The following is an 18043-nucleotide window of genomic DNA, read 5'->3' as shown; positions in this document are numbered from 1 at the left end:
AGCGGGCATGCCCGCGAAGAAGACTCACCGGGCACTGAGGTCACGCAGGTAAGCCCAAGGATAGATACCCCGCTCATGCCCATCGCTGAACACCAGCTGCACGCCATATCCTTGCGGCTCGATTTGCACCACGCGCACATCATCGCGAATCAGGCTGATGCCCCCCTGCAACCGTGCCGCTCGGCATTGTGAACAGGGGCAAGCACCGCGCAGGCGGGCATGGCTGAGGCTGTGTTCGCCGTCTTGCCATTGCAGCACCAGTTGCCCGGGCCCGCGCATGTTGCGAATAGCTTGCGGGGCGTTCATCAGGAGGCCCCGCGCAGTTGCGCCATGGCGATCCGCACAGCCTTGCGCACCTCGGGGTCGCTATCGGCCTCGGCGGCCTGCAGCACCGGCAAGGCACGCGCCTGACCCAGCTCACCCAGGGCCAGAGCCGCCTCCTTGCGCAGGTTGGCAATGCCGTGGCCGAGCAACTCGCCAAGGGCGTCCAGGGCCGCAGCATGACGCAGCCGCCCCAGGGACCGTGCCGCACGCAGACGTACTTGCCAGAAGTCATCGGCAAGGGCATCTACCAGTGCCGGGCCTGCTGGGGCCAGGCCCACCTTGCCTAGCGTGGTGGCGGCTTCTTCGCGCACTTGCCAGGCCTTGTCAGCCAATGCAGCCACCAATGCTGGCACCACCGCGCTGTCGCGGGCGAGGCCCAGCGCACCAATGGCCGCGCGGCGCACCTCGGTGTCCGGCTCGTCTGCGGCAAGCTTTGCCAATGCTGGCAATGCCGGCTGGTGCTTGAGCCAGCCAAGAATACCCACTGCCTCACGCCGGACCGCGGCGTCGCCATCGGCCAGGGCCAGCAGTGCAGGCTCTGCAGCATCTTCCAGGCGCAGCTCGCGCAAGGCACGCAGGGCGCTTGCACGGACGAAGGCATCGGCATGCTTGACCCATGGCAGGATCAGCTGACCGGTTTCAAGGCTCTTGAGTTCGCTGAGGCTCTGGGCGGCAGCCAGCCGTACCGGCTCGGCAGTATCGGCCAGCGCAGCGCACAGGGCCTGCACAACTTCGGGTTCTTCCCAGGCCTCGAGCAGGCGCGCGGCCTCGGCACGCACCTCGTCGGCGGCATCCACCAGCAGTGCATCGGTGAGCCATGGCAAGCCATCCGGGTCTTCCAGGTCGGCCAGTTCGATCAGGGCGATGCGGCGCACGCCTGCATCAGCGGCACCAAGACGAGGCAGAAGAGCAAGGATGTCGGAGTTGTCAGTCGTTCGTTCAGTCATAGCGCGATCCGTAGCGGTGGGTGCTCAGTGTCCGGCAGGCCCAGCGGGGTCAGGCGCGGGAGTTCGCGGCCTTCCTCGTGACGGAGCAAGGCCAGACAGTGACGCTTGAGGTGAGTGAATTCAGGGCTGGTCAGCAGGCTGGCGCGGCGTGGGCGCGGAAACTCCAGGTGCAGGTCTTCGATAAAGCGGCCAGGTCGCGGGCTCATCACCAGAATACGGTCGGCCAGGAACAGCGCCTCGTCGATATCGTGGGTGACGAACACCACGGTGGTGCGGATGCTTGCCCAGATATCCAGCAACAGCTCCTGCATGCGTGCACGGGTTTGCGCATCCAGGGCACCGAAGGGTTCGTCCATCAGCAAAAGGCGCGGCCGGTTGATCAGCACCCGGGCAATCTCGGCCCGTTGCTGCATGCCGCCGGACAACTGACTGGGCCAGCGCCCGGCAAAGTCGGCCAGCCCCACCAGTTGCAGCATTTCACGAGCCTGCCGGCGACGTTCGGCGCGGCTCTGGCCCTGCATCTTCAGGCCAAAGGCCACGTTGTCGAGCACGCTACGCCAAGGCAGCAAGGTGTGGTGCTGAAATACCATGCCACGCTGCGGTGACGGCCCGACAACGGTCTGGCCATCCACGCTCAACTGGCCGCTGCTGGGCACCAGGTGCCCGGCCAGGGCGCCAAGCAACGTAGACTTGCCGCAACCGGAGGGGCCAAGAATGCAGACGAACTCGCCAGGCTCTACGGCAAAGTCCAGACGCTGCACCGCCTCGAATGCTTCGCTGCCGTGCCCCAGTCGTATCGACAGGCCACGCCCGTCGATACGCCCTGGTGCTGGTTGATAACTGTTCATCAGCTGGCCCTCCGCGTGCGGTACCAAGGCGTGGCCAATTCCCCAAGGCGCTTGACCAGGGCGCTGCTGCCCATGCCCAGCACGCCGATCAGCAGCATGCCGACGATGATGTCCGGGTAGTTTTGCAAGGTGTACGACTCCCAGGTGTAGTAGCCGATACCGAACTGTCCGGAAATCATCTCGGCGGTGACCAGGCAGAACCATGAAGTCCCCATGCCGATGGCCAGGCCAGTGACGATGCTTGGCAGCGCTCCAGGCAACACCACTTCGCGCAGGATCGACCAACGCTCTGCACCGAGGCTTCGCGCCGATGCCACCAGGCGCGGGTCGATGGCCTCGACGCCGTGCACGGTGTTCAGCAGGATCGGGAACAGCGCGCCAGTGAACGTTATGAACACCATCGACAGTTCCGACGATGGGAACATCAGGATCGCCAGCGGGATCCACGCCACCGCCGGAATCGGCCGCAGCACTTCGAGTGGCGGCAGCAGAGTGTCCTCGGCCCATTTCGAGCGGCCGATCAACAACCCCAGGGCCACGCCAATCAGCGCCGCGGCGCCATAACCGGCAAAAACCCGCGACAGGCTGCTGCCCAGGTGCGCCAGCAGGGTGCTGGAGGTCAGCAACTGCCAAGCAGCTTCCAGCACCGCCTTCGGTGTGGGGACATAGGTGAACGTCAGCAGCCCGAGGTCCAGCTTCACGCTCGCCGCGACCTGCCAGAACAGCAGGCAGGCCAGCAGCGAAGCCAGGCGCACCGGCCAGCGCTTGAGGTTGCAGGTCATGTCGGTGCCTCCCGGTCAGCGCTGGGCGACCAGCTTCTGGTTGGCGCTGACGAAGTCCAGCGCTTCACCGCCATGGGCCTTGGCATACTGCTCGGCCTGGTCCTTGAGCAGGAACGCCGCCAGTTCACCCTTGGCGTTACGCACGAACCAGGCCTGGTTCGCCAGCAACTTGATTCCGCTGTCGGCGGCCTGGGCGTAGATGGCGCGGATGTCCTTGCCCTCCTGCTCCAGCTGGGCCAAGGCGCCAAGCGCGGCCTCCGGCGAAGCGTAGTGGCGGACCTTGCCTTCACCGCGCACCCAGATCTGTGCCAGGCGGCTGAAGTCGGTGATCGGTTTGCCTGTCAGCGCGTCATTGGCCTTGAGTGGCTGCGGATCGTAGTCTTTCAGCGCCTTGTCGTAGTCCAGGCCAGCCTCCTTGAAGGCCGCACGGATGTACTGGTCGTCGATGAACTTGTCGGTGTCGAGGCCGCGGTCGGTCTTTTTAAGCAGCTTGAGCGTATCGATGGAGGTTGCGACTGCCTGACGGTATTCAGGCTTCCAGGTCAGGTCGCGGGTCTGCAGGCCGAGCGGGCCGTGGAACAGGTAATTGACCTCGGCCTCGATGCCGGTGACTTTCTCGATCAACTCGCTGTACTTCTCAGGTTCCGCAGCGATCAGCCGATCGGCTTCGAGGCTGGCGCGCAGGTAGGCGGTGACCACTTCAGGGTACTTCTTCGCATAATCGGCATCGACCAAAGCACCATGGAAGGTCGGTGCGTTGGCCTGGGCGCCGTCATAGATCTTGCGGGCGAAGCCGCGGTTGGGGAACAGTTCGGCGAACGGCACGAAGTCGGCATGGGCTTCGATGCGGTTGCTACGCAGGGCGGAACCGGCGATTTCCGGCGCCTGGGCGATGATTCGCACATCCTTCTGCGGGTCCCAGCCCTGGGCTGCTACGGCACGCAGCAGCATGCCGTGGGCGGTGGAGGCGAACGGCACGGAAATGGTCCTGCCCTTGAGTTCAGCCAGCGACTGCACGCTGGACGCCGCCGGTACGACGATGCCATTGCCACTGCCGTGCACGCTGCCCGACAGCACGCTTACGAACAGGCTGCGCTTGCCGGCATCGAGGTGGGCAACACCGTTGAACGACCCGGGGAAGTCGGCCATTGCACCGAAGTCGAGTTTGCCAGCGACCATTTCATTGGTCAGTGGCGCACCGCTGGTGAAGTTCTTCCACTCCACCTGATACTTGGCATCTTTGTATTTGCCGTCATGCGGCAGGTACTTGTCCAGCAGGCCAAGCTCGCGTATCAGCAGGCCACCAGTGGCGCAGTTGATGGTGGTGTCCTGGGTGCCAATGGCGATGCGGATGGTTTCGGCGCTGGCATTCAGGCCAGTGAGCGCCAGCGCGAGGCCGGCCACGGTTGCAACAAGGCGCATGGGTGTTTCCCCTCGAGTCGTTATAAGAGTTGGGTCGTCTCCGCCGCCCGGCTTGGGTGGTGGGAAACGAGGGGCACAGCAGGAGGGCGTCCGGTGGTGCGCCGGATGGCGGGATGAATCAGCGCAGCAGGTACGGGATGTCGACCTTCACCGCACCCGTGGGGCAGTCCTTTTCGCAGGGCATGCAGTACCAGCATTCGTCGAACGCCATGTAGGCCTTCTGCGTGGCCGGGTTGATCGCCAGCAGGTCCATGGGGCAAACCTCCACGCAGACGGTGCAGCCTTTTTCGGCGATGCACTTGTCTTCGTCGATGGTGACGGGGGCGCTGCTGCGGAAGAAGATTTCTTGCGGCTGGTAGGCCATTTCACGGAGTCCTCGGGGCCTGCGGCCCTCGTTCTTCGAAGTGTTCACAGGACACAGCGTCGCCTAGGCTGCATCGGCCTTTACCCGCAGCTGGTCGTAGGCGGATTGCTCTTCTGCGTCCAACGCAATCAGGTAAGGCTCGACCGCTTTCCTGAAGCTGGTCATTTCACCGTTCTCGCCCTTTTTCAGATGGCAATGGCAGAACCACTCGCCATCGTTGCGCTCAGGGAAGTCCACCCGGTGGTGGTACAGCCCCCAGCGGCTTTCCTCGCGGAACAGCGAGGCCCGCGCCGCCATCTCGGCGCAATCGCGAATCACCGAAACTTCCATCGCACGCATCAGTTCATGAGGGTTGCTGGCCTTCATCTGGTCCAGGTCACGTTCGATCTCGGCAAAGCGCGCCAGGCCGATTTCCATCTTTTTGGTCACCTTCGGCGGTTGCAGGTAATCGTTGACCATGCGTCTGAGCTTGTACTCGACCTGCGCCGGCGGCAGGCCATGCTGACGCTGCAGCGGGGCATACACCCGCGCGCGCTCGCGCTCGACCTGTTCGGCATCGACCTCGGCGAGTTCGCGCCCGGTCACGTAATGCGCAGCGTTCACACCGGCAAACCAGCCATAGGTGAAGGCCCCGAGCATGTAGTTGTGCGGCACCGCTGCCATATCGCCCGCGGCATACAGTCCTTTGACGCTGGTCTCGGCCTTTTCATTGACCCAAACCCCCGACGCCGAATGCCCCGAGCAGAAACCGATCTCCGAGATATGCATCTCGACCATGTGCTGGCGATAATCGGTGCCACGCCCGGCGTGGAACTGGCCACGACTGGGGCGCTCGTTGCTGTGCAAGATCTCTTCGATGTTCTGGATGGTTTCCTCGGCCAAGTGATCGAGCTTGAGGAACACCGGGCCATTGCCGCCCTCGAGTTCCTGATGGAACTCCCACATCATCTGGCCGCTCCAGTAGTCGCACTCGATAAAGCGCTCACCCTTGCTGTTGGCGGTATATCCACCCAGTGGGCCGGTGACGTAGGCACAGGCCGGGCCGTTGTAGTCCTTGATCAGCGGGTTGATCTGGAAGCACTCGAGGTTGGCCAGTTCGGCACCTGCATGGTAGGCCATGGCGTAGCCATCACCGGCGTTGGTCGGGTTCTCGTAGGTGCCCATCAGATAGCCCGACGACGGCAGGCCCAGGCGCCCGGCCGCGCCGCAGGCAAGGATCACCGCCTTGGCCCGCACCACGCGAAACTCGCCGCTACGGCAATCGAAACCCAGCACGCCAGCGGCCGCGCCTTCACCATCGAGCAGCACACGGGTGCAGACCATACGGTTGCTGATTTCGACCCGGGCACGCTTGAGCTGACGGTACAGCACCTTCTTGATGTCGTGGCCTTCGGGCATGGGCAGCACGTAGGCGCCCATGTGGTGAACCTTTTTCACCGCGTAGTCGCCGGTCTCGTCCTTCTCGAACTTCACCCCCCAGCGGTCGAGTTGCTCGATGGTTTCGAAGCTGTGGGTAGCGTAGGCATGCACCGTGGCCTGGTTGATGATGCCGTCATTGGCCACGGTGATTTCCTTGGTGTACTGCTCGGGGGTGGCATGGCCTGGGATGATCGCGTTGTTCAGGCCATCCATGCCCATGCTGATGGCACCGCTGCGCTTGACGTTGGCCTTGTCCAGCAGCAGCACGCGCAGGTTTTTGTCCTGCTCCTTGGCCTTGATCGCCGCCATCGGCCCGGCGGTACCGCCACCGATGACGATGATGTCGTAGTCCTGGGTCTGGATGCTCATGCCTTGCTCCCCTTCTGGCGGTCGATGCGCAGGCGGTACTGGAAAGCATCGCCGCGGTAGTAAAGGTGTTCGAAGTCCAGTGGCGTACCGTCGGCGGCATGGGTCAGGCGCTCGATGCGCATGATCGGCGAGCCTTCTTCAACATCCAGGGCCTGGGTCAGGTCGCTGTCGGCCAGCACGGCATCGATGGCCAGGTCGGCGTGGCCAAGGGCAATGCCGCAGTCGTTTTCCAGGAGCAGGAAAATGTCGCGGGTGACAAGGTCGGCCTTTTCCAGCTTTTCGCCGACGGCCTTGGGCAACCAGGTCAGCTCCAGCGACACCGGCTCGCGGTTGATCAGCCGTACTCGGCGGATCTCGGTGACCAGGCTGCCCTCCTCGACCTGCAGCCGCGCGGCCACCAATGCATTGGCTGGCACATGGCGGAAACTGCGCAGGCGGTTGATCACCTCGTAACCCATTTGCGTCATCGACTCGCCCAACCCCTGCAGGGTACTGACGTTCTGGAAAGCCTTGGGCTTGGCTACGAAGGTGCCCTTGCCATGAATCTTGAAAATCAGCCCTTCCTTCTGCAGGTCGCCCAGTGCCTGGCGCACGGTGATGCGGCTGACGTCGAAGGCCTTGCCCAGTTCGCTTTCCGAGGGCATGCGGCTATGCGATGGATAAGTGCCGTCGAGGATGCGCTCGCGCAGCAATTCCTTGAGCTGGGTGTAAAGCGGTACCGGGGACAGGGGGAGCAGTTCGGCCATGGGGTCTCTTCGCTGATCGAATACTTGTTATAACAAGTTGTGACCAGAGAATAGAGGGCATAATAACTGCTGTGGAAATATCGATATCGCATATGGATAGATGCGTTTGTGATTGCTGCTGTCGGCAGCTCTCGGCGAAAGGTAAAAACGGCTACAGATCAAGGCGATGGACGCCATCGGATCAGATGGGTATCATGCGTGCGCGTTGCACTCGTAGCTCAGCTGGATAGAGTACTGCCCTCCGAAGGCAGGGGTCGTGGGTTCGAATCCCGCCGAGTGCGCCATATCAAAAAGCCCTGGGCCTGTGCCCGGGGCTTTTTCGTTTGTGCGACATGTCGCGTTTCTGGCACTCCCGTGCCACGGGTCATTGGTGTTAGCGTGGGCGTCTTCCCGTTTCCCGACGGGCAACCCACAACAATGATTGGCGAAGGAATGCGCACAACCATGCACCTGAAAAAACTTACCGCCACCACCCTGCTGCTGGCCAGCATCGGCCTGTTCACCCAACCGGCACAGGCCAACCTTACCCAGCAGCAGTCCGCGGCCATCGTCAAAGCCTTCGACGGCAGCGACCCAAGCGACTTCAAGCAGTTCCTCGGCAAGCTCAAAGGCAGCGACCTGGCCAAGACCGACAACCTCGCGGCAACCCTGGATGCCTACCTGGCCGGCAAGCCATTGGCTGTCGAGCAGCAGAACGAGATCAACCGCCTGCTCGGCCTGTATACCCGCATCAAGTACGGCAAGGCTGCCAGCGAAACCCTGCGTGAACTGGTGGCCATCCCCACCTTCAACGTCGAAGGCACGCCGCAGCACGAGAACCCCGAGTTCCTCAGGATCGCCGACAAGATCAAGGCCCTGGCCGACAGCTTCGGCCTGGCTTTCCGCAATATCGACAACCGGGTGTACGAGATTTCGCTGGGCAGCGGCAAGGAAGTGGTCGGCATCCATGCCCACGCCGACGTAGTGCCGGTCAACCCGGACAACTGGAAGCTGGCCGATGGCACGCGCCTGGACCCGTTCAAGGTCACCCTGGTCGGTGACCGCATGTACGGCCGCGGCACCGAAGACGACAAGAACGGCATTGTCGTGGCGATGTACGCGCTGAAAGTGGCCAAGGACGAGAACCTGCCGCTGGTTCGCCAGTTCAAGCTGCTGATCGACACCACTGAAGAAACCAGCGGTGATGCCATCCCCTACTACTTCGAGCGCAACCCCACGCCCGACTACAACCTGGCCCTCGATGGCGGCTACCCGGTGGTCATCGCCGAGAAAGGCTACGGCACGATCATGGCCAGCTTCAGCAAGCGCCGGGCCAGTGGCAAGGGTGCCGAGATCGTCAACCTGACCGGCGGCCTGGCCACCAACCAGATCCCGACTACCTCGGTCGCGACCCTGGTCACCGACAACCCGGCGAAGCTGGCCAGCCAGCTGGAAAAAGCCGGCGCCGATTACGTGAAGCGTAATGGCGGCGACTTCAGCATCGCCGCCAAGGCCGATGGCAAGCAGGTGTTGCTCACCGTGACCGGCGTTTCCGCCCACTCTTCAGAGCCGGAGTCCGGGGTCAACCCGGTGGCGCGCATGCTTGGTTTCATCAACGGCCTGGGCAAGGATGTGCCGCTCAAGCACAACCACTTCACCGATGCCGCCCGCTACGCCACTGACAACTGGGGCCTGGACTACCTGGGCAACAAGCTCGGCGTGGCCTTCAAGGATTCGTTCATGGGCCCGCTGACCGCCTCGCTGACCTTTGTCGGGGTGGATGAAAAAGGCCTGAAACTGGCGGTGAACCTGCGCATTCCGAAAGGCAAGCCAATTGCCACGATCAAGGACGAACTGGCTGACAAGCTGGGCAAATGGACCCGGCAGAGCCATACCTCGGTGGCCTTCGACTACAGCCTGGACGAGCCGATGTACCGCAACCCCGAGGGCGAATGGGTCAAGGCCTTGCTTGACGTGGCCACCGAGAACCTGGGCATGAAGCACGAGTTCGGCACCTCGGCGGGTGCAACCTCGGTACACGACTTGCCTAACGGCGTGCAGTTCGGCCTGGCCATGCCGGATGTGAAGTACACCGGGCACAACGACAACGAGTTCAAGACCGTTGAGCAGTTCATGCTGGACTTGCAGGTGGTGAGCGAGATGGTGGCGCGGATCGGGCAGATGCCGAAGCTCTGAGCCAACTCTACCGGCCTCTTCGCGGGCACGCCCGCTCCCACAGGAATTACGCAACCTGTGGGAGCGGGCATGCCCGCGAAGAGGCCGGTACAGGCGACCGCTCATGACGTTTTTCAATCGACTCGATGCCGTTTCCTGCATTGCCGTGCAGAGCGCCGTGCCGGATGCTTTATTTACTCCGAAACATCGCTTTTTTCACCCGCAGAGGCCCGTATGAAGACCGTCGAACAAATCCTCAAGACCAAGTCCCAGCACCAGACCGTATACACCATCGGCCCGGATGACTCGGTACTCGACGCCCTGAAGCTGCTGGCGGAGAAAAACGTCGGTGCGCTACCGGTGGTCGAGGCCAACCAGGTAGTGGGTATCGTCAGTGAACGGGACTATGCGCGCAAACTGGTGCTCAAGGGCCGCTCGTCCGCCGCTACCCCCGTGCGCGAGATCATGAGTGCGCCGGTGGTCACCGTGGAACCGAAGCAGAACCTCGAGTACTGCATGAACCTGATGACCAACCGCCACCTGCGCCACCTGCCGGTGGTCAGCAATGGCGAGCTGCTCGGCCTGCTGTCGATCGGTGACCTGGTCAAGGAAACCATCGCCGAACAGGCAAACCTGATCCTCAAACTGGAGCAATACATCCGCGGTGAATGAAGCGCCTCAATGGTAGGCGCGCTCCAGTTCGTCCAGCTGATGGTCGAAGCTGCGCAGGCGCGCCGACCAGGTGTAAACCAGCACTTCCAGGTCCCGGTTGAGCACGGCGGTGTTGCCATGGCCGCTGCGGGTCGGCTCTCCCACATCCAGCTGGTAGCGTTCACGGGCCATGGCCTGGGCCACGCTGGACAGGTCGCGGGCATTGGCCAGCCAGTGGTGATGGTGGTCATGAATTTCGCGGTCGAGCAAGCGGCACTGGCGTTTCAGGGCATCCAGGCTCTGCTCCAGCGGCGTGCCCTTGAGCTCGCCCATGACCTCTTCGAAGGTGCGCCCCGAATGCCAGTAGCTGCCCCAGAAGTAGCGGTCGAAAACCGTCTCGACGCGGCGTAGCGCGACCTTGGTGTTCCAGATGGTCAGCAACGTTCGCCCCTGCACCACCTCACGCTTGTTCAGGTGCAGTTGCTGCCAGGCGATCCAGGCCAGCGCCACCAGTGCAACCGCCACAGTGACAGCGGCAGCGGCATACAGGAAATGCACCGCCTGGTTCATCTGTTGCGTTTGCCGTATGCCGTAGAAATAACTGGCCGTCAACGTGCCCAGGATCGTCACGGAGCACCAGAAGCCTGGTGCGTAGGGATCTTTCATCGCGCTATCCCCTTGTTGTTTTCCTGAGCATAGCAACGGCCAATCACTCGTCAGGCACCACTCGGCGCTTTATTTTTTGCTTGGATGCAGCGCCTCGTTCAGTTGGTCGATCATCGGAATCCAGTCGTCATCAGCGATGTACTTCTCTTTCAGAAAAGCGCGCTGTGAATCGTTCCAGAAAGGCGCGTCAACCAGCTTTATATCGTCGTCGAGCGGCGAATGGGTGGTGATGAAACGGTCGATATCGACCGGATCGTCAGACAGCCCCAGCTGTTTGAAAATCTCGGACAAAGGATGAATCGGCTTATCCATGGTTCCTCCTCGTCGCCAGACCGGTCGTCGACGATGCCGGCCCGGCATGGGTTGAGAGCATCAGCTGAGCTCACGCACTTCGGCGCGCGGCACCAGCTTCAGATATTGCTCCATGCTCATGTGGATCAGGTGATCGTGATCACCCGCCTCCAGATAGACATCGCCTTGGCGGGTAAGACTCGAATCAAGCAGCATCTTTATCTGGTAGGCATCGCCAAGCGCCGGTACGGCACCGCGCTCGCAGTCGCCGAACAGGCTAGGCAGGCCGCTTTCCCGGGTCAGTTGCCAGGCCCCGGACATGCGCACCTTGGTCATGTCCAGATGCCGGTTGGCCGGCAGCACGGCCATGATGTAGTTGCCATGACGGTCATCGAGCATCACCGACTTGGCGACCCGCTCGGCGGGCACGCCGGCCGTACGGGCCGACTCCAGGCTGGTGGCCGAATGTGGATGGGGAATGATGTCGTAGTCGCAGTTGGCCTTGTCCAGGCGATCCTGCAGGGTCTTTGCCATACGCATGATGCACCTCCGGTTTCGCCCCCCAATTTCCAATTTTAGGCCGGGTACCAGCAGGCAGGGCTAAACTTGTGCAATAGAGGCAAACGAGGTGACGACAGGTGATCACCCGCTGCTGGCGCTGGCTGTTGCTGCTGTTGCTGCTTGGTATCACGCCAGGTGGCTTGGCAGCGCCCGGTGCAGTCTGGGTGCTGGGCATCGATGACGCCATCGGCCCGGCCAGCGCCGACTACCTGTTGCGCAGCCTCGACCAGGCCAAGGCGCAGGGTGCGCAACTGGTGGTTATCCGCATGGACACCCCGGGCGGGCTCGACAGCGCCATGCGCCAGATGATCAAGGCGATTCTCGCCAGCCCCGTGCCGGTCGCAACCTTCGTCGCCCCCAGTGGTGCCCGCGCCGCCAGCGCCGGCACTTATATCCTCTATGCCAGCCATGTCGCAGCCATGGCGCCCGGTACCAACCTGGGTGCCGCAACGCCCGTGCAGATAGGCGCCCCGCCAGGCACGCCCAAGGACGACAAGGCCAAAGGCAGCGATGACGAAACCCTCGCGCGCAAGCAGGTCAACGATGCGGCAGCCTACATTCGTGGCCTGGCGCAGCTGCGCGGGCGCAATGCCGACTGGGCGGAGAAGGCTGTGCGCGAGGCGGTCAGCCTGTCCGCCAGCGAGGCCTTGCGGCTCGACGTGATCGACCTGGTGGCCGATGACCTGCCCGACCTGCTGCGCAAGCTCGATGGCAAAACGCTCACTGTCGCTGGCCAGCCCCAGCAACTGCAGACTGCCGGCGCCAGCCTGGTCGAGCACCTGCCGGACTGGCGCACACGGGTGCTCGCAGTCATCACCAACCCCAGCGTGGCGCTGATCCTGATCATGATCGGTGTGTACGGCCTGCTGTTCGAGTTCATGAACCCCGGCTCGACGGTAGGCGGCGTGGTCGGCGGCATCTGCCTGCTGCTGGCGCTGTATGCCCTGCAGCTGTTGCCGGTGAGCTTCGCCGGGGTGGCGCTGATATTGCTCGGTATCGCCTTCATGATCGCCGAAGCCTTCCTGCCCAGTTTCGGCGTGGTCGGTTTTGGCGGCATCGTCGCCTTCGTGGTCGGCGCGCTGATCCTGATCGACACCGATGCCCCTGGTTTCGGCATCCCGCTGGCCCTGATCGGCACCCTGGCGGTGCTCTCGGCGCTGCTGATCGGCGGTGTGCTGGGCATGGCGCTCAAGGCCCGCCGACGGGCGCTGGTCAGCGGTGACGCCGGCCTGGTCGGCAGCCTGGTCACCGTCACCCAAGTGATGGCGGGCAACCCGTTCTGTGGCTTTGTGCTGGCCCAGGGCGAGCAATGGCAGGCGCAGTGTGCAACGCCACTGCAAGCGGGCCAGAACGTGCGGGTGACCGCGCGCCATGGCGTCATGCTGGAAGTGAGCGCCGCCGCGCCCGCGGCGCAAGGAGAATGACCATGTTCATGCAATTGGGCTTCGGCGCGGTGCTGATCGTGCTGGCGATGCTGTTGCTGTCGGCATTCCGCATCCTGCGCGAATACGAGCGCGGCGTGGTGTTCCAGCTGGGGCGCTTCTGGCAGGTTAAGGGGCCGGGGCTGATCCTGCTGATCCCGGTGATCCAGCAAATGGTGCGGGTCGACCTGCGCACCGTGGTGCTGGATGTACCACCGCAGGATGTGATCACCCGCGACAACGTCTCGGTCAAGGTCAACGCCGTGGTCTACTTCCGCGTGCTCGACCCGCAGAAAGCGATCATCCAGGTCGAGGACTTCCTCGTGGCGACCAGCCAGCTGGCCCAGACCACGCTGCGCGCGGTGCTCGGCAAGCACGAACTGGATGAACTGTTGGCCGAACGCGAGCAGCTGAACTCGGACATTCGCCAGGTGCTGGATGCACAGACCGATGCCTGGGGCATCAAGGTGGCCAACGTCGAGATCAAGCACGTCGACCTCAACGAATCGATGGTGCGTGCCATTGCCCGCCAGGCCGAGGCCGAGCGTGAACGACGGGCCAAGGTGATCCATGCCGAGGGTGAGTTGCAGGCGTCGGAGAAATTGATGCAGGCGGCGCAGATGCTGAGCAAGGAGCCGGGGGCGATGCAGTTGCGTTACATGCAGACGCTGGGGACGATTGCCGGGGACAAGAGTTCGACCATCGTCTTTCCGCTGCCGGTGGATTTGCTCAAGGGGTTGGTGGACAAGCAGAAATAGAGGTGGCCCATTCGCGGGCTTGCCCGCTCCCACCGGTACTGCGCTGCCCTCAGGGCTGCAGTAATACCTGTGGGAGCGGGCAAGCCCGCGAATGGCCTACGGTCTGTCAGACTGGCGCGCGACGCAAAGTCGCCAGGAAGGTGGCCGCGCCAATGAACAACCCGGCGAACGTCCGGTTCAAACGCTTCTGCTGCTTGGGCGTACGCAGCAAGCGCAAAACCCGCGCAGCCAACCCGGTGTACCCCGCCATCACCAGCATATCCACGGTGACCATGGTCACGGTGATCGCCACATACTGCGGCAACAGAGGTTCATGCGGGTTGATGAACTGCGGCAGCACCGCCAGCATGAACACCAGTGCCTTGGGGTTGCTGACGTTGACCAGGAAGCCACGGAACACCAGGCTCAGCGGTTTACCGATAGGGCGCACGGCGGATTCATCGCTCATGTCCATCGGCAAGGCTCGCCATTGCTTGTAGGCCAAGTAGACAAGGTAGGCGACGCCGAACCATTTGATGATCTGGAATGCCGTGGCCGAGGCGGCCAGGATGGCGCCGACGCCGGCGGCGATGATGGCGATCTGCACGATCAGGCCCAGTTGCAGGCCCAGGGCGTTCCAGTAACCACGCCAGAAGCCGTATTGCAGGCCGCTGGACATCGAGGCAATCGCCCCGGCACCGGGTGAAAGGCTGATCACCCAACAGGCGGCAAAGAAGCCCAACCACACTTCCATCGACATCACACACCTCGCTCGAACATATGTTGCAAAACGTTAAGCTAAGGTGTTGGTGAAAAAATAACCAGTAAATTTTGCAGGATTTGTTCTGCCTGTACCGGCCTCTTCGCGGGCTTGCCCGCTCCCACAGGTATTGCGCTGCCCTCAAAGGCTATGGATTCCCTGTGGGAGCGGGCAAGCCCGCGAAGAGGGCCGTACAGGATTAATCAATCCACCTCGGCGGACGACTCTTTGTGCATGGACTGCACCTCAGCCCCGCGCCAGCGGCGTACCGACTTCTGGAAGAACTGGCTATTGGGCACCTGCACCAGCGCCCCGCCCGCCTCGGGCATTTCCATCAGGGTGGTGAACAGCAGGTTGATGGCAATCACCCGGCCCTTGACGCCCGGCTTGTCCAAGGTCTCGACCAGTTCGACCACGTCACCAATACGAAACGGCCCGACGGTGAAGATCAGTACCGCGCACAGCAGGTTGGACAGCACGCTCCACATGGCGAAGAAGGCCACCGCCGCCACCGCGACGAAGCCGGACAGTGCTGTCCACAGCACAGTCGCCGATACACCCAGGCGCTCCAGCACGAACAGCAACGCGCTGCCCATGATCAGCCAGCGCAGGCCACCACGCACCGGCACCAGCAGTTCCGGCGGCAACGGGTAACGCTGGCTCAGGCGGCTCAGCCCGCGTGCAACGATGCGCTGCAGGACGAAGGCCGCTACCAGGATCAACAGGATCTGCAAGCCCAGCCAGAAGGTGTCCATCCATTGCCCTGGCAGCAGCGAACGCAGTTCCTCCATCAGGACAGCGCCTCGAGCTCGGCCTGCATGCTTTCGAGGGTTTCCAGCGCTTCCATCCAGGCCTCTTCCAGTTCGCCTTCGCGCTGCTTCAGCTTGGTCTGGCGCGCCAGCAGGTCACGCAACTCGTCCTTGCGCGACGCGTCGTAGAGGCCACCATCACCCAGTGCGGTCTCGATCTCGGCCAGTTGCGCGTGCACCTGGTTGAGCTCGGCTTCCAGCTTGTCAGCGGCCTTCTTGTGCGGGGCCAGTTGCTGGCGCAAGGCTGCGGCAGCCTGGCGTTGGGCCTTCTTGTCGGTCTTGTCCGGGTTGACCGGGGCGGTGCTGGCCGGCGCGCTGCGCTGGCGGTACTCGACCAGCCAGCGGCTGTAGTCGTCCAGGTCACCATCGAAGATGTCGACCTTGCAGTCAGCCACCAACAGGAAGTCGTCGGTTGTGCTCTTGAGCAGATGACGGTCGTGCGACACCACCACCACGGCACCGGCAAACTCCTGCAGGGCCATGGTCAGCGCCAGGCGCATTTCCAGGTCGAGGTGGTTGGTCGGTTCGTCGAGCAGCAGCAGGTTCGGTCGCTCCCAGGCGATCAGGGCCAGCGCCAGGCGGGCCTTCTCACCACCGGAGAAGTTCACCACCGGCTCGTCGACGCGATCACCATGGAAGTCGAAGCCACCCAGGAAGTCGCGCAGGGTCTGCTCACGCTCGGTGGGGGCAATGCGTTGCAGGTGCAGCAGCGGGCTGGCCTTGTCGTCCAGCGAATCCAGCTGGTGCTGGGCAAAGTAGCCCACAGCCAGGTTCTCACCCCGCACCAGGCGGCCCGACAGTGGCTCGAGTTCGCCTGCGAGGTTCTTGATCAGGGTCGACTTGCCAGCGCCGTTGGGGCCGAGCAGGCCAATGCGCGCACCGGGGGTGAGCTGCAGCTTGACCTTGTCGAGGATCGCCTTGTCACCGTAGCCCAGGCGGCCTTCGGACAGGCTGAGCAGCGGGCTGGAGATTTTCTGCGACTCGCGGAAAACGAAGTCGAACGGCGAATCGACATGCGCCGCCGACAGCTCCTCCATGCGCTCCAGGGCCTTGATCCGGCTCTGTGCCTGGCGGGCCTTGGTGGCCTGGGCCTTGAAGCGGGCAATGTACTTTTCCATGTGCGCACGCTGGGCCTGCTGTTTCTCGTAGGCCTGCTGCTGTTGCGCCAGGCGCTCGGCCCGGGTGCGCTCGAAGGCGGTGTAGCCGCCTTTGTACAGGTTCAGCTTGCGCTGCTCGATGTGCAGCACATGGTCGACTACGGCATCGAGGAAGTCGCGGTCGTGGGAGATCAGCAACAACGTGCCGGGGTAGCCCTTGAGCCAGTCCTCCAGCCACAGGATAGCGTCCAGGTCCAGGTGGTTGGTGGGCTCGTCGAGCAGCAGCAGGTCGGACGGGCACATCAGGGCCTGGGCCAGGTTCAGGCGCATCCGCCAACCACCGGAGAAGTCGCCGACGCGGCGGTCCATCTGTTCGTTGGTGAAACCAAGGCCGGCCAGCAACTTGCATGCGCGGGCGTCGGCGGTATAGCCGTCGGCGCTATCCAGCTCAATGTGCAGGCGCGCCAGGGCGGTACCGTCGTGGGCCTGCTCGGCCGCGGCCAGTTCGGCCTGGACCTTGCGCAGGCGCACGTCACCGTCGAGCACATAGTCCACGGCCAGGCGGTCGAGGGTATCGACTTCCTGGCGCATGTGGGCGATGCGCCAGTCACCGGGCAGCTGGCAATCGCCGGCATCAGGCGACAGTTCACCGCGCAGCAAGGCGAACAGGCTGGATTTTCCGGCGCCGTTGGCGCCGATCAGGCCGGCCTTGTGACCGGTGTGCAGGGTCATCTCGGCGCCTTCTAGCAAGCGCTGCGGACCACGCTGTAAAGTGAGGTTGGATAGTCTGATCATGATGGTCGCGGAGTCTACCAGCTTCCTCGGCCCATAGCGCGAGTGGAACCATGCACACCGACCTGTGGAATCACGCCCTGGCCCTGTACGCCAGGCCCGGCGTGGAAGCCGCCTGCCTCGCCCTGCAGGCGCTGGGTGGCGATGTCTGTCTGCTGCTGTGCGCAACCTGGTTGCAGGCGCGTGGCGTGGCCGTGCGGGACGAACGCGTGCAGGCATTGCGCGAGGTTGCCGAGCCCTGGCAGCGCGAAGTGGTCAACCCGTTACGTAGCTTGCGCCAGCAGTGGCGAGCAGCGGCGCAAAGTGATGCGCAACTGGCGGCGCTGCGTGAGCAGGTGAAGGGGTTGGAGTTACAGGCCGAGAAAGCCTTGCTGGAACGCTTGCAGGAGCGTTCGCGACAGTGGCCGGTCGGCGCCCATGAGCCCATGGAAAACTGGCTGGACCGGCTGGCGCCGGCCCAGGCCCGCCACCACGACGCGCTGGTTCGGTTGCGCGTCGCGGCGGCAGCGCTTCAGGACGCCGAAGACGGTGCCTGAGCCGGGGTGCTGGCAGGTGCCGATGGCGCTACCGAAGCTGCCGGGGTGGCCGAGTTGGTCGCGGCGGCCGGAGTGCTGGCGGCTGGCGTAGCCGGTTTGGCTTCGGCTGGCTTGCTGGCAACAGGCTTGGCAGCTGCTGGCTTGGCGGCGGGTTTGGCAGCCGTACGTGCTGGGGCCTTGGCGGCAGCTGGTTTCGCGGCCGGCTTGGCAGCAGCGGCTTTGGCTGGCGTTTTGGCCGCCGCTGGCTTGGCTGCAGGTTTAGCGGCTGCGGTGGCTTTGGCTGCAGGCTTGGCTGCAGGTTTAGCGGCTGCGGTGGCCTTGGCAGCCGGCTTGGCTGCAGGTTTGGC

Annotated in this window: 20 protein-coding genes and 1 tRNA gene; 6 read left to right on the top strand and 15 right to left on the bottom strand. The window is 63.5% G+C overall.

What is annotated here, in order from left to right; all coding sequences use genetic code 11:
• Positions 1-24 precede the first annotated feature (24 nt).
• The 8 genes from B2790_RS22905 to B2790_RS22870 form a co-directional block, all read right to left on the bottom strand.
• Positions 25-306, bottom strand: a complete 282-nt coding sequence (locus B2790_RS22905; RefSeq protein WP_286919845.1) for a DUF971 domain-containing protein — start codon at positions 304-306, stop codon at positions 25-27.
• Entirely contained in the window at positions 306-1271 is a 966-nt protein-coding gene (locus tag B2790_RS22900) for a HEAT repeat domain-containing protein (protein WP_286919844.1), read from the bottom strand. Before B2790_RS22900 ends, B2790_RS22905 begins: the two co-directional genes overlap by 1 nt.
• Complete coding sequence (locus tag B2790_RS22895; protein ID WP_286919843.1) at positions 1268-2119, bottom strand: ABC transporter ATP-binding protein; 852 nt, start codon at positions 2117-2119, stop codon at positions 1268-1270. Before B2790_RS22895 ends, B2790_RS22900 begins: the two co-directional genes overlap by 4 nt.
• On the bottom strand, positions 2119-2901 hold the full coding sequence (locus B2790_RS22890; RefSeq protein ID WP_015268565.1) for an ABC transporter permease: 783 nt from the start codon (positions 2899-2901) through the stop codon (positions 2119-2121). The genes B2790_RS22895 and B2790_RS22890 overlap by 1 nt, the downstream gene beginning before the upstream one ends.
• 15 nt (positions 2902-2916) lie before the next feature.
• Complete coding sequence (locus tag B2790_RS22885) at positions 2917-4323, bottom strand: ABC transporter substrate-binding protein (protein ID WP_015268564.1); 1407 nt, start codon at positions 4321-4323, stop codon at positions 2917-2919.
• Positions 4324-4441: 118 nt separating this feature from the next.
• Positions 4442-4687, bottom strand: coding sequence for a 4Fe-4S dicluster domain-containing protein (locus B2790_RS22880; RefSeq protein WP_008096634.1), 246 nt, complete (start codon positions 4685-4687; stop codon positions 4442-4444).
• 63 nt (positions 4688-4750) lie between these two features.
• Positions 4751-6475 (bottom strand): fumarate reductase/succinate dehydrogenase flavoprotein subunit, encoded by a 1725-nt coding sequence (locus tag B2790_RS22875; RefSeq protein ID WP_286919842.1) that lies wholly within the window; start codon positions 6473-6475, stop codon positions 4751-4753.
• On the bottom strand, positions 6472-7221 hold the full coding sequence (locus B2790_RS22870; RefSeq protein ID WP_015268562.1) for a GntR family transcriptional regulator: 750 nt from the start codon (positions 7219-7221) through the stop codon (positions 6472-6474). Before B2790_RS22870 ends, B2790_RS22875 begins: the two co-directional genes overlap by 4 nt.
• A gap of 207 nt (positions 7222-7428) precedes the next feature.
• Here B2790_RS22870 and B2790_RS22865 point away from each other — a divergent pair.
• The 3 genes from B2790_RS22865 to B2790_RS22855 all read left to right on the top strand — a co-directional run bounded on the left by B2790_RS22865 (position 7429) and on the right by B2790_RS22855 (position 10047).
• Positions 7429-7505: transfer RNA gene (locus tag B2790_RS22865), tRNA-Arg, on the top strand.
• A 160-nt stretch (positions 7506-7665) separates the two neighbouring features.
• A complete protein-coding gene (locus B2790_RS22860) occupies positions 7666-9396 on the top strand; it encodes a dipeptidase (RefSeq protein WP_286919841.1) in 1731 nt (576 codons plus the stop codon).
• Between the two features lie 213 nt (positions 9397-9609).
• Positions 9610-10047 (top strand): CBS domain-containing protein, encoded by a 438-nt coding sequence (locus B2790_RS22855; RefSeq protein WP_025337291.1) that lies wholly within the window; start codon positions 9610-9612, stop codon positions 10045-10047.
• Between the two features lie 6 nt (positions 10048-10053).
• On the opposite strand, the gene B2790_RS22850 is transcribed toward B2790_RS22855, so the two are convergent.
• The 3 genes from B2790_RS22850 to B2790_RS22840 all read right to left on the bottom strand — a co-directional run bounded on the left by B2790_RS22850 (position 10054) and on the right by B2790_RS22840 (position 11523).
• Positions 10054-10692, bottom strand: a complete 639-nt coding sequence (locus tag B2790_RS22850) for an NADH:ubiquinone oxidoreductase subunit N (protein ID WP_075044293.1) — start codon at positions 10690-10692, stop codon at positions 10054-10056.
• A 69-nt stretch (positions 10693-10761) separates the two neighbouring features.
• Entirely contained in the window at positions 10762-11004 is a 243-nt protein-coding gene (locus B2790_RS22845) for a DUF2789 domain-containing protein (protein WP_075044292.1), read from the bottom strand.
• Between the two features lie 60 nt (positions 11005-11064).
• Positions 11065-11523, bottom strand: coding sequence for an aminoacyl-tRNA deacylase (locus B2790_RS22840; protein WP_003260230.1), 459 nt, complete (start codon positions 11521-11523; stop codon positions 11065-11067).
• Between the two features lie 98 nt (positions 11524-11621).
• Here B2790_RS22840 and B2790_RS22835 point away from each other — a divergent pair, with 98 nt between their 5' ends.
• Both B2790_RS22835 and B2790_RS22830 read left to right on the top strand, forming a co-directional pair.
• The gene (locus tag B2790_RS22835) at positions 11622-12968 is read left to right on the top strand and encodes an NfeD family protein (RefSeq protein ID WP_286919840.1); all 1347 of its coding nucleotides are present in this window, start codon (positions 11622-11624) and stop codon (positions 12966-12968) included.
• A 2-nt stretch (positions 12969-12970) separates the two neighbouring features.
• A complete protein-coding gene (locus B2790_RS22830; protein ID WP_025337287.1) occupies positions 12971-13723 on the top strand; it encodes a slipin family protein in 753 nt (250 codons plus the stop codon).
• 106 nt (positions 13724-13829) lie between these two features.
• On the opposite strand, the gene B2790_RS22825 is transcribed toward B2790_RS22830, so the two are convergent.
• The 3 genes from B2790_RS22825 to B2790_RS22815 all read right to left on the bottom strand — a co-directional run bounded on the left by B2790_RS22825 (position 13830) and on the right by B2790_RS22815 (position 17163).
• On the bottom strand, positions 13830-14462 hold the full coding sequence (locus B2790_RS22825; protein ID WP_046616418.1) for a LysE family transporter: 633 nt from the start codon (positions 14460-14462) through the stop codon (positions 13830-13832).
• Positions 14463-14665: 203 nt separating this feature from the next.
• Positions 14666-15253, bottom strand: a complete 588-nt coding sequence (locus B2790_RS22820; protein WP_286919839.1) for a mechanosensitive ion channel family protein — start codon at positions 15251-15253, stop codon at positions 14666-14668.
• Positions 15253-17163 (bottom strand): ATP-binding cassette domain-containing protein, encoded by a 1911-nt coding sequence (locus tag B2790_RS22815; RefSeq protein ID WP_286919838.1) that lies wholly within the window; start codon positions 17161-17163, stop codon positions 15253-15255. The genes B2790_RS22820 and B2790_RS22815 overlap by 1 nt, the downstream gene beginning before the upstream one ends.
• Positions 17164-17213: 50 nt before the next feature.
• Between B2790_RS22815 and B2790_RS22810 the strand changes: the two genes are divergently transcribed.
• On the top strand, positions 17214-17696 hold the full coding sequence (locus B2790_RS22810; protein ID WP_286919837.1) for a TIGR02444 family protein: 483 nt from the start codon (positions 17214-17216) through the stop codon (positions 17694-17696).
• Here B2790_RS22810 and B2790_RS22805 read toward each other — a convergent pair.
• The coding region (locus B2790_RS22805; protein ID WP_286919836.1) for a hypothetical protein at positions 17672-18043 on the bottom strand (372 nt) is incomplete at its 5' end. The two genes, B2790_RS22810 and B2790_RS22805, sit on opposite strands and share 25 nt — an antisense overlap.

This window comes from Pseudomonas sp. UBA6753, assembly GCF_002453565.1.
Lineage (GTDB): Bacteria > Pseudomonadota > Gammaproteobacteria > Pseudomonadales > Pseudomonadaceae > Aquipseudomonas > Aquipseudomonas putida_Z.
Note: the sequence above shows the minus strand (reverse complement) of the source record. Positions and strands in the feature narration are given on the sequence as shown.

Excerpts from the sequence above, each read along its gene's own strand:
- B2790_RS22890 (WP_015268565.1), bottom strand. The coding sequence starts at position 2,901 with ATGACCTGCAACCTCAAGCGCTGGCCGGTGCGCCTGGCTTCGCTGCTG.
- B2790_RS22885 (WP_015268564.1), bottom strand. The coding sequence starts at position 4,323 with ATGCGCCTTGTTGCAACCGTGGCCGGCCTCGCGCTGGCGCTCACTGGC.
- B2790_RS22815 (WP_286919838.1), bottom strand. The coding sequence starts at position 17,163 with ATGATCAGACTATCCAACCTCACTTTACAGCGTGGTCCGCAGCGCTTG.
- B2790_RS22905 (WP_286919845.1), bottom strand. The coding sequence starts at position 306 with ATGAACGCCCCGCAAGCTATTCGCAACATGCGCGGGCCCGGGCAACTG.
- B2790_RS22850 (WP_075044293.1), bottom strand. The coding sequence starts at position 10,692 with ATGAAAGATCCCTACGCACCAGGCTTCTGGTGCTCCGTGACGATCCTG.
- B2790_RS22870 (WP_015268562.1), bottom strand. The coding sequence starts at position 7,221 with ATGGCCGAACTGCTCCCCCTGTCCCCGGTACCGCTTTACACCCAGCTC.
- B2790_RS22845 (WP_075044292.1), bottom strand. The coding sequence starts at position 11,004 with ATGGATAAGCCGATTCATCCTTTGTCCGAGATTTTCAAACAGCTGGGG.
- B2790_RS22820 (WP_286919839.1), bottom strand. The coding sequence starts at position 15,253 with ATGGAGGAACTGCGTTCGCTGCTGCCAGGGCAATGGATGGACACCTTC.
- B2790_RS22880 (WP_008096634.1), bottom strand. The coding sequence starts at position 4,687 with ATGGCCTACCAGCCGCAAGAAATCTTCTTCCGCAGCAGCGCCCCCGTC.
- B2790_RS22900 (WP_286919844.1), bottom strand. The coding sequence starts at position 1,271 with ATGACTGAACGAACGACTGACAACTCCGACATCCTTGCTCTTCTGCCT.
- B2790_RS22825 (WP_046616418.1), bottom strand. The coding sequence starts at position 14,462 with ATGTCGATGGAAGTGTGGTTGGGCTTCTTTGCCGCCTGTTGGGTGATC.
- B2790_RS22810 (WP_286919837.1), top strand. The coding sequence starts at position 17,214 with ATGCACACCGACCTGTGGAATCACGCCCTGGCCCTGTACGCCAGGCCC.
- B2790_RS22860 (WP_286919841.1), top strand. The coding sequence starts at position 7,666 with ATGCACCTGAAAAAACTTACCGCCACCACCCTGCTGCTGGCCAGCATC.
- B2790_RS22830 (WP_025337287.1), top strand. The coding sequence starts at position 12,971 with ATGTTCATGCAATTGGGCTTCGGCGCGGTGCTGATCGTGCTGGCGATG.
- B2790_RS22895 (WP_286919843.1), bottom strand. The coding sequence starts at position 2,119 with ATGAACAGTTATCAACCAGCACCAGGGCGTATCGACGGGCGTGGCCTG.
- B2790_RS22855 (WP_025337291.1), top strand. The coding sequence starts at position 9,610 with ATGAAGACCGTCGAACAAATCCTCAAGACCAAGTCCCAGCACCAGACC.
- B2790_RS22875 (WP_286919842.1), bottom strand. The coding sequence starts at position 6,475 with ATGAGCATCCAGACCCAGGACTACGACATCATCGTCATCGGTGGCGGT.
- B2790_RS22840 (WP_003260230.1), bottom strand. The coding sequence starts at position 11,523 with ATGCGTATGGCAAAGACCCTGCAGGATCGCCTGGACAAGGCCAACTGC.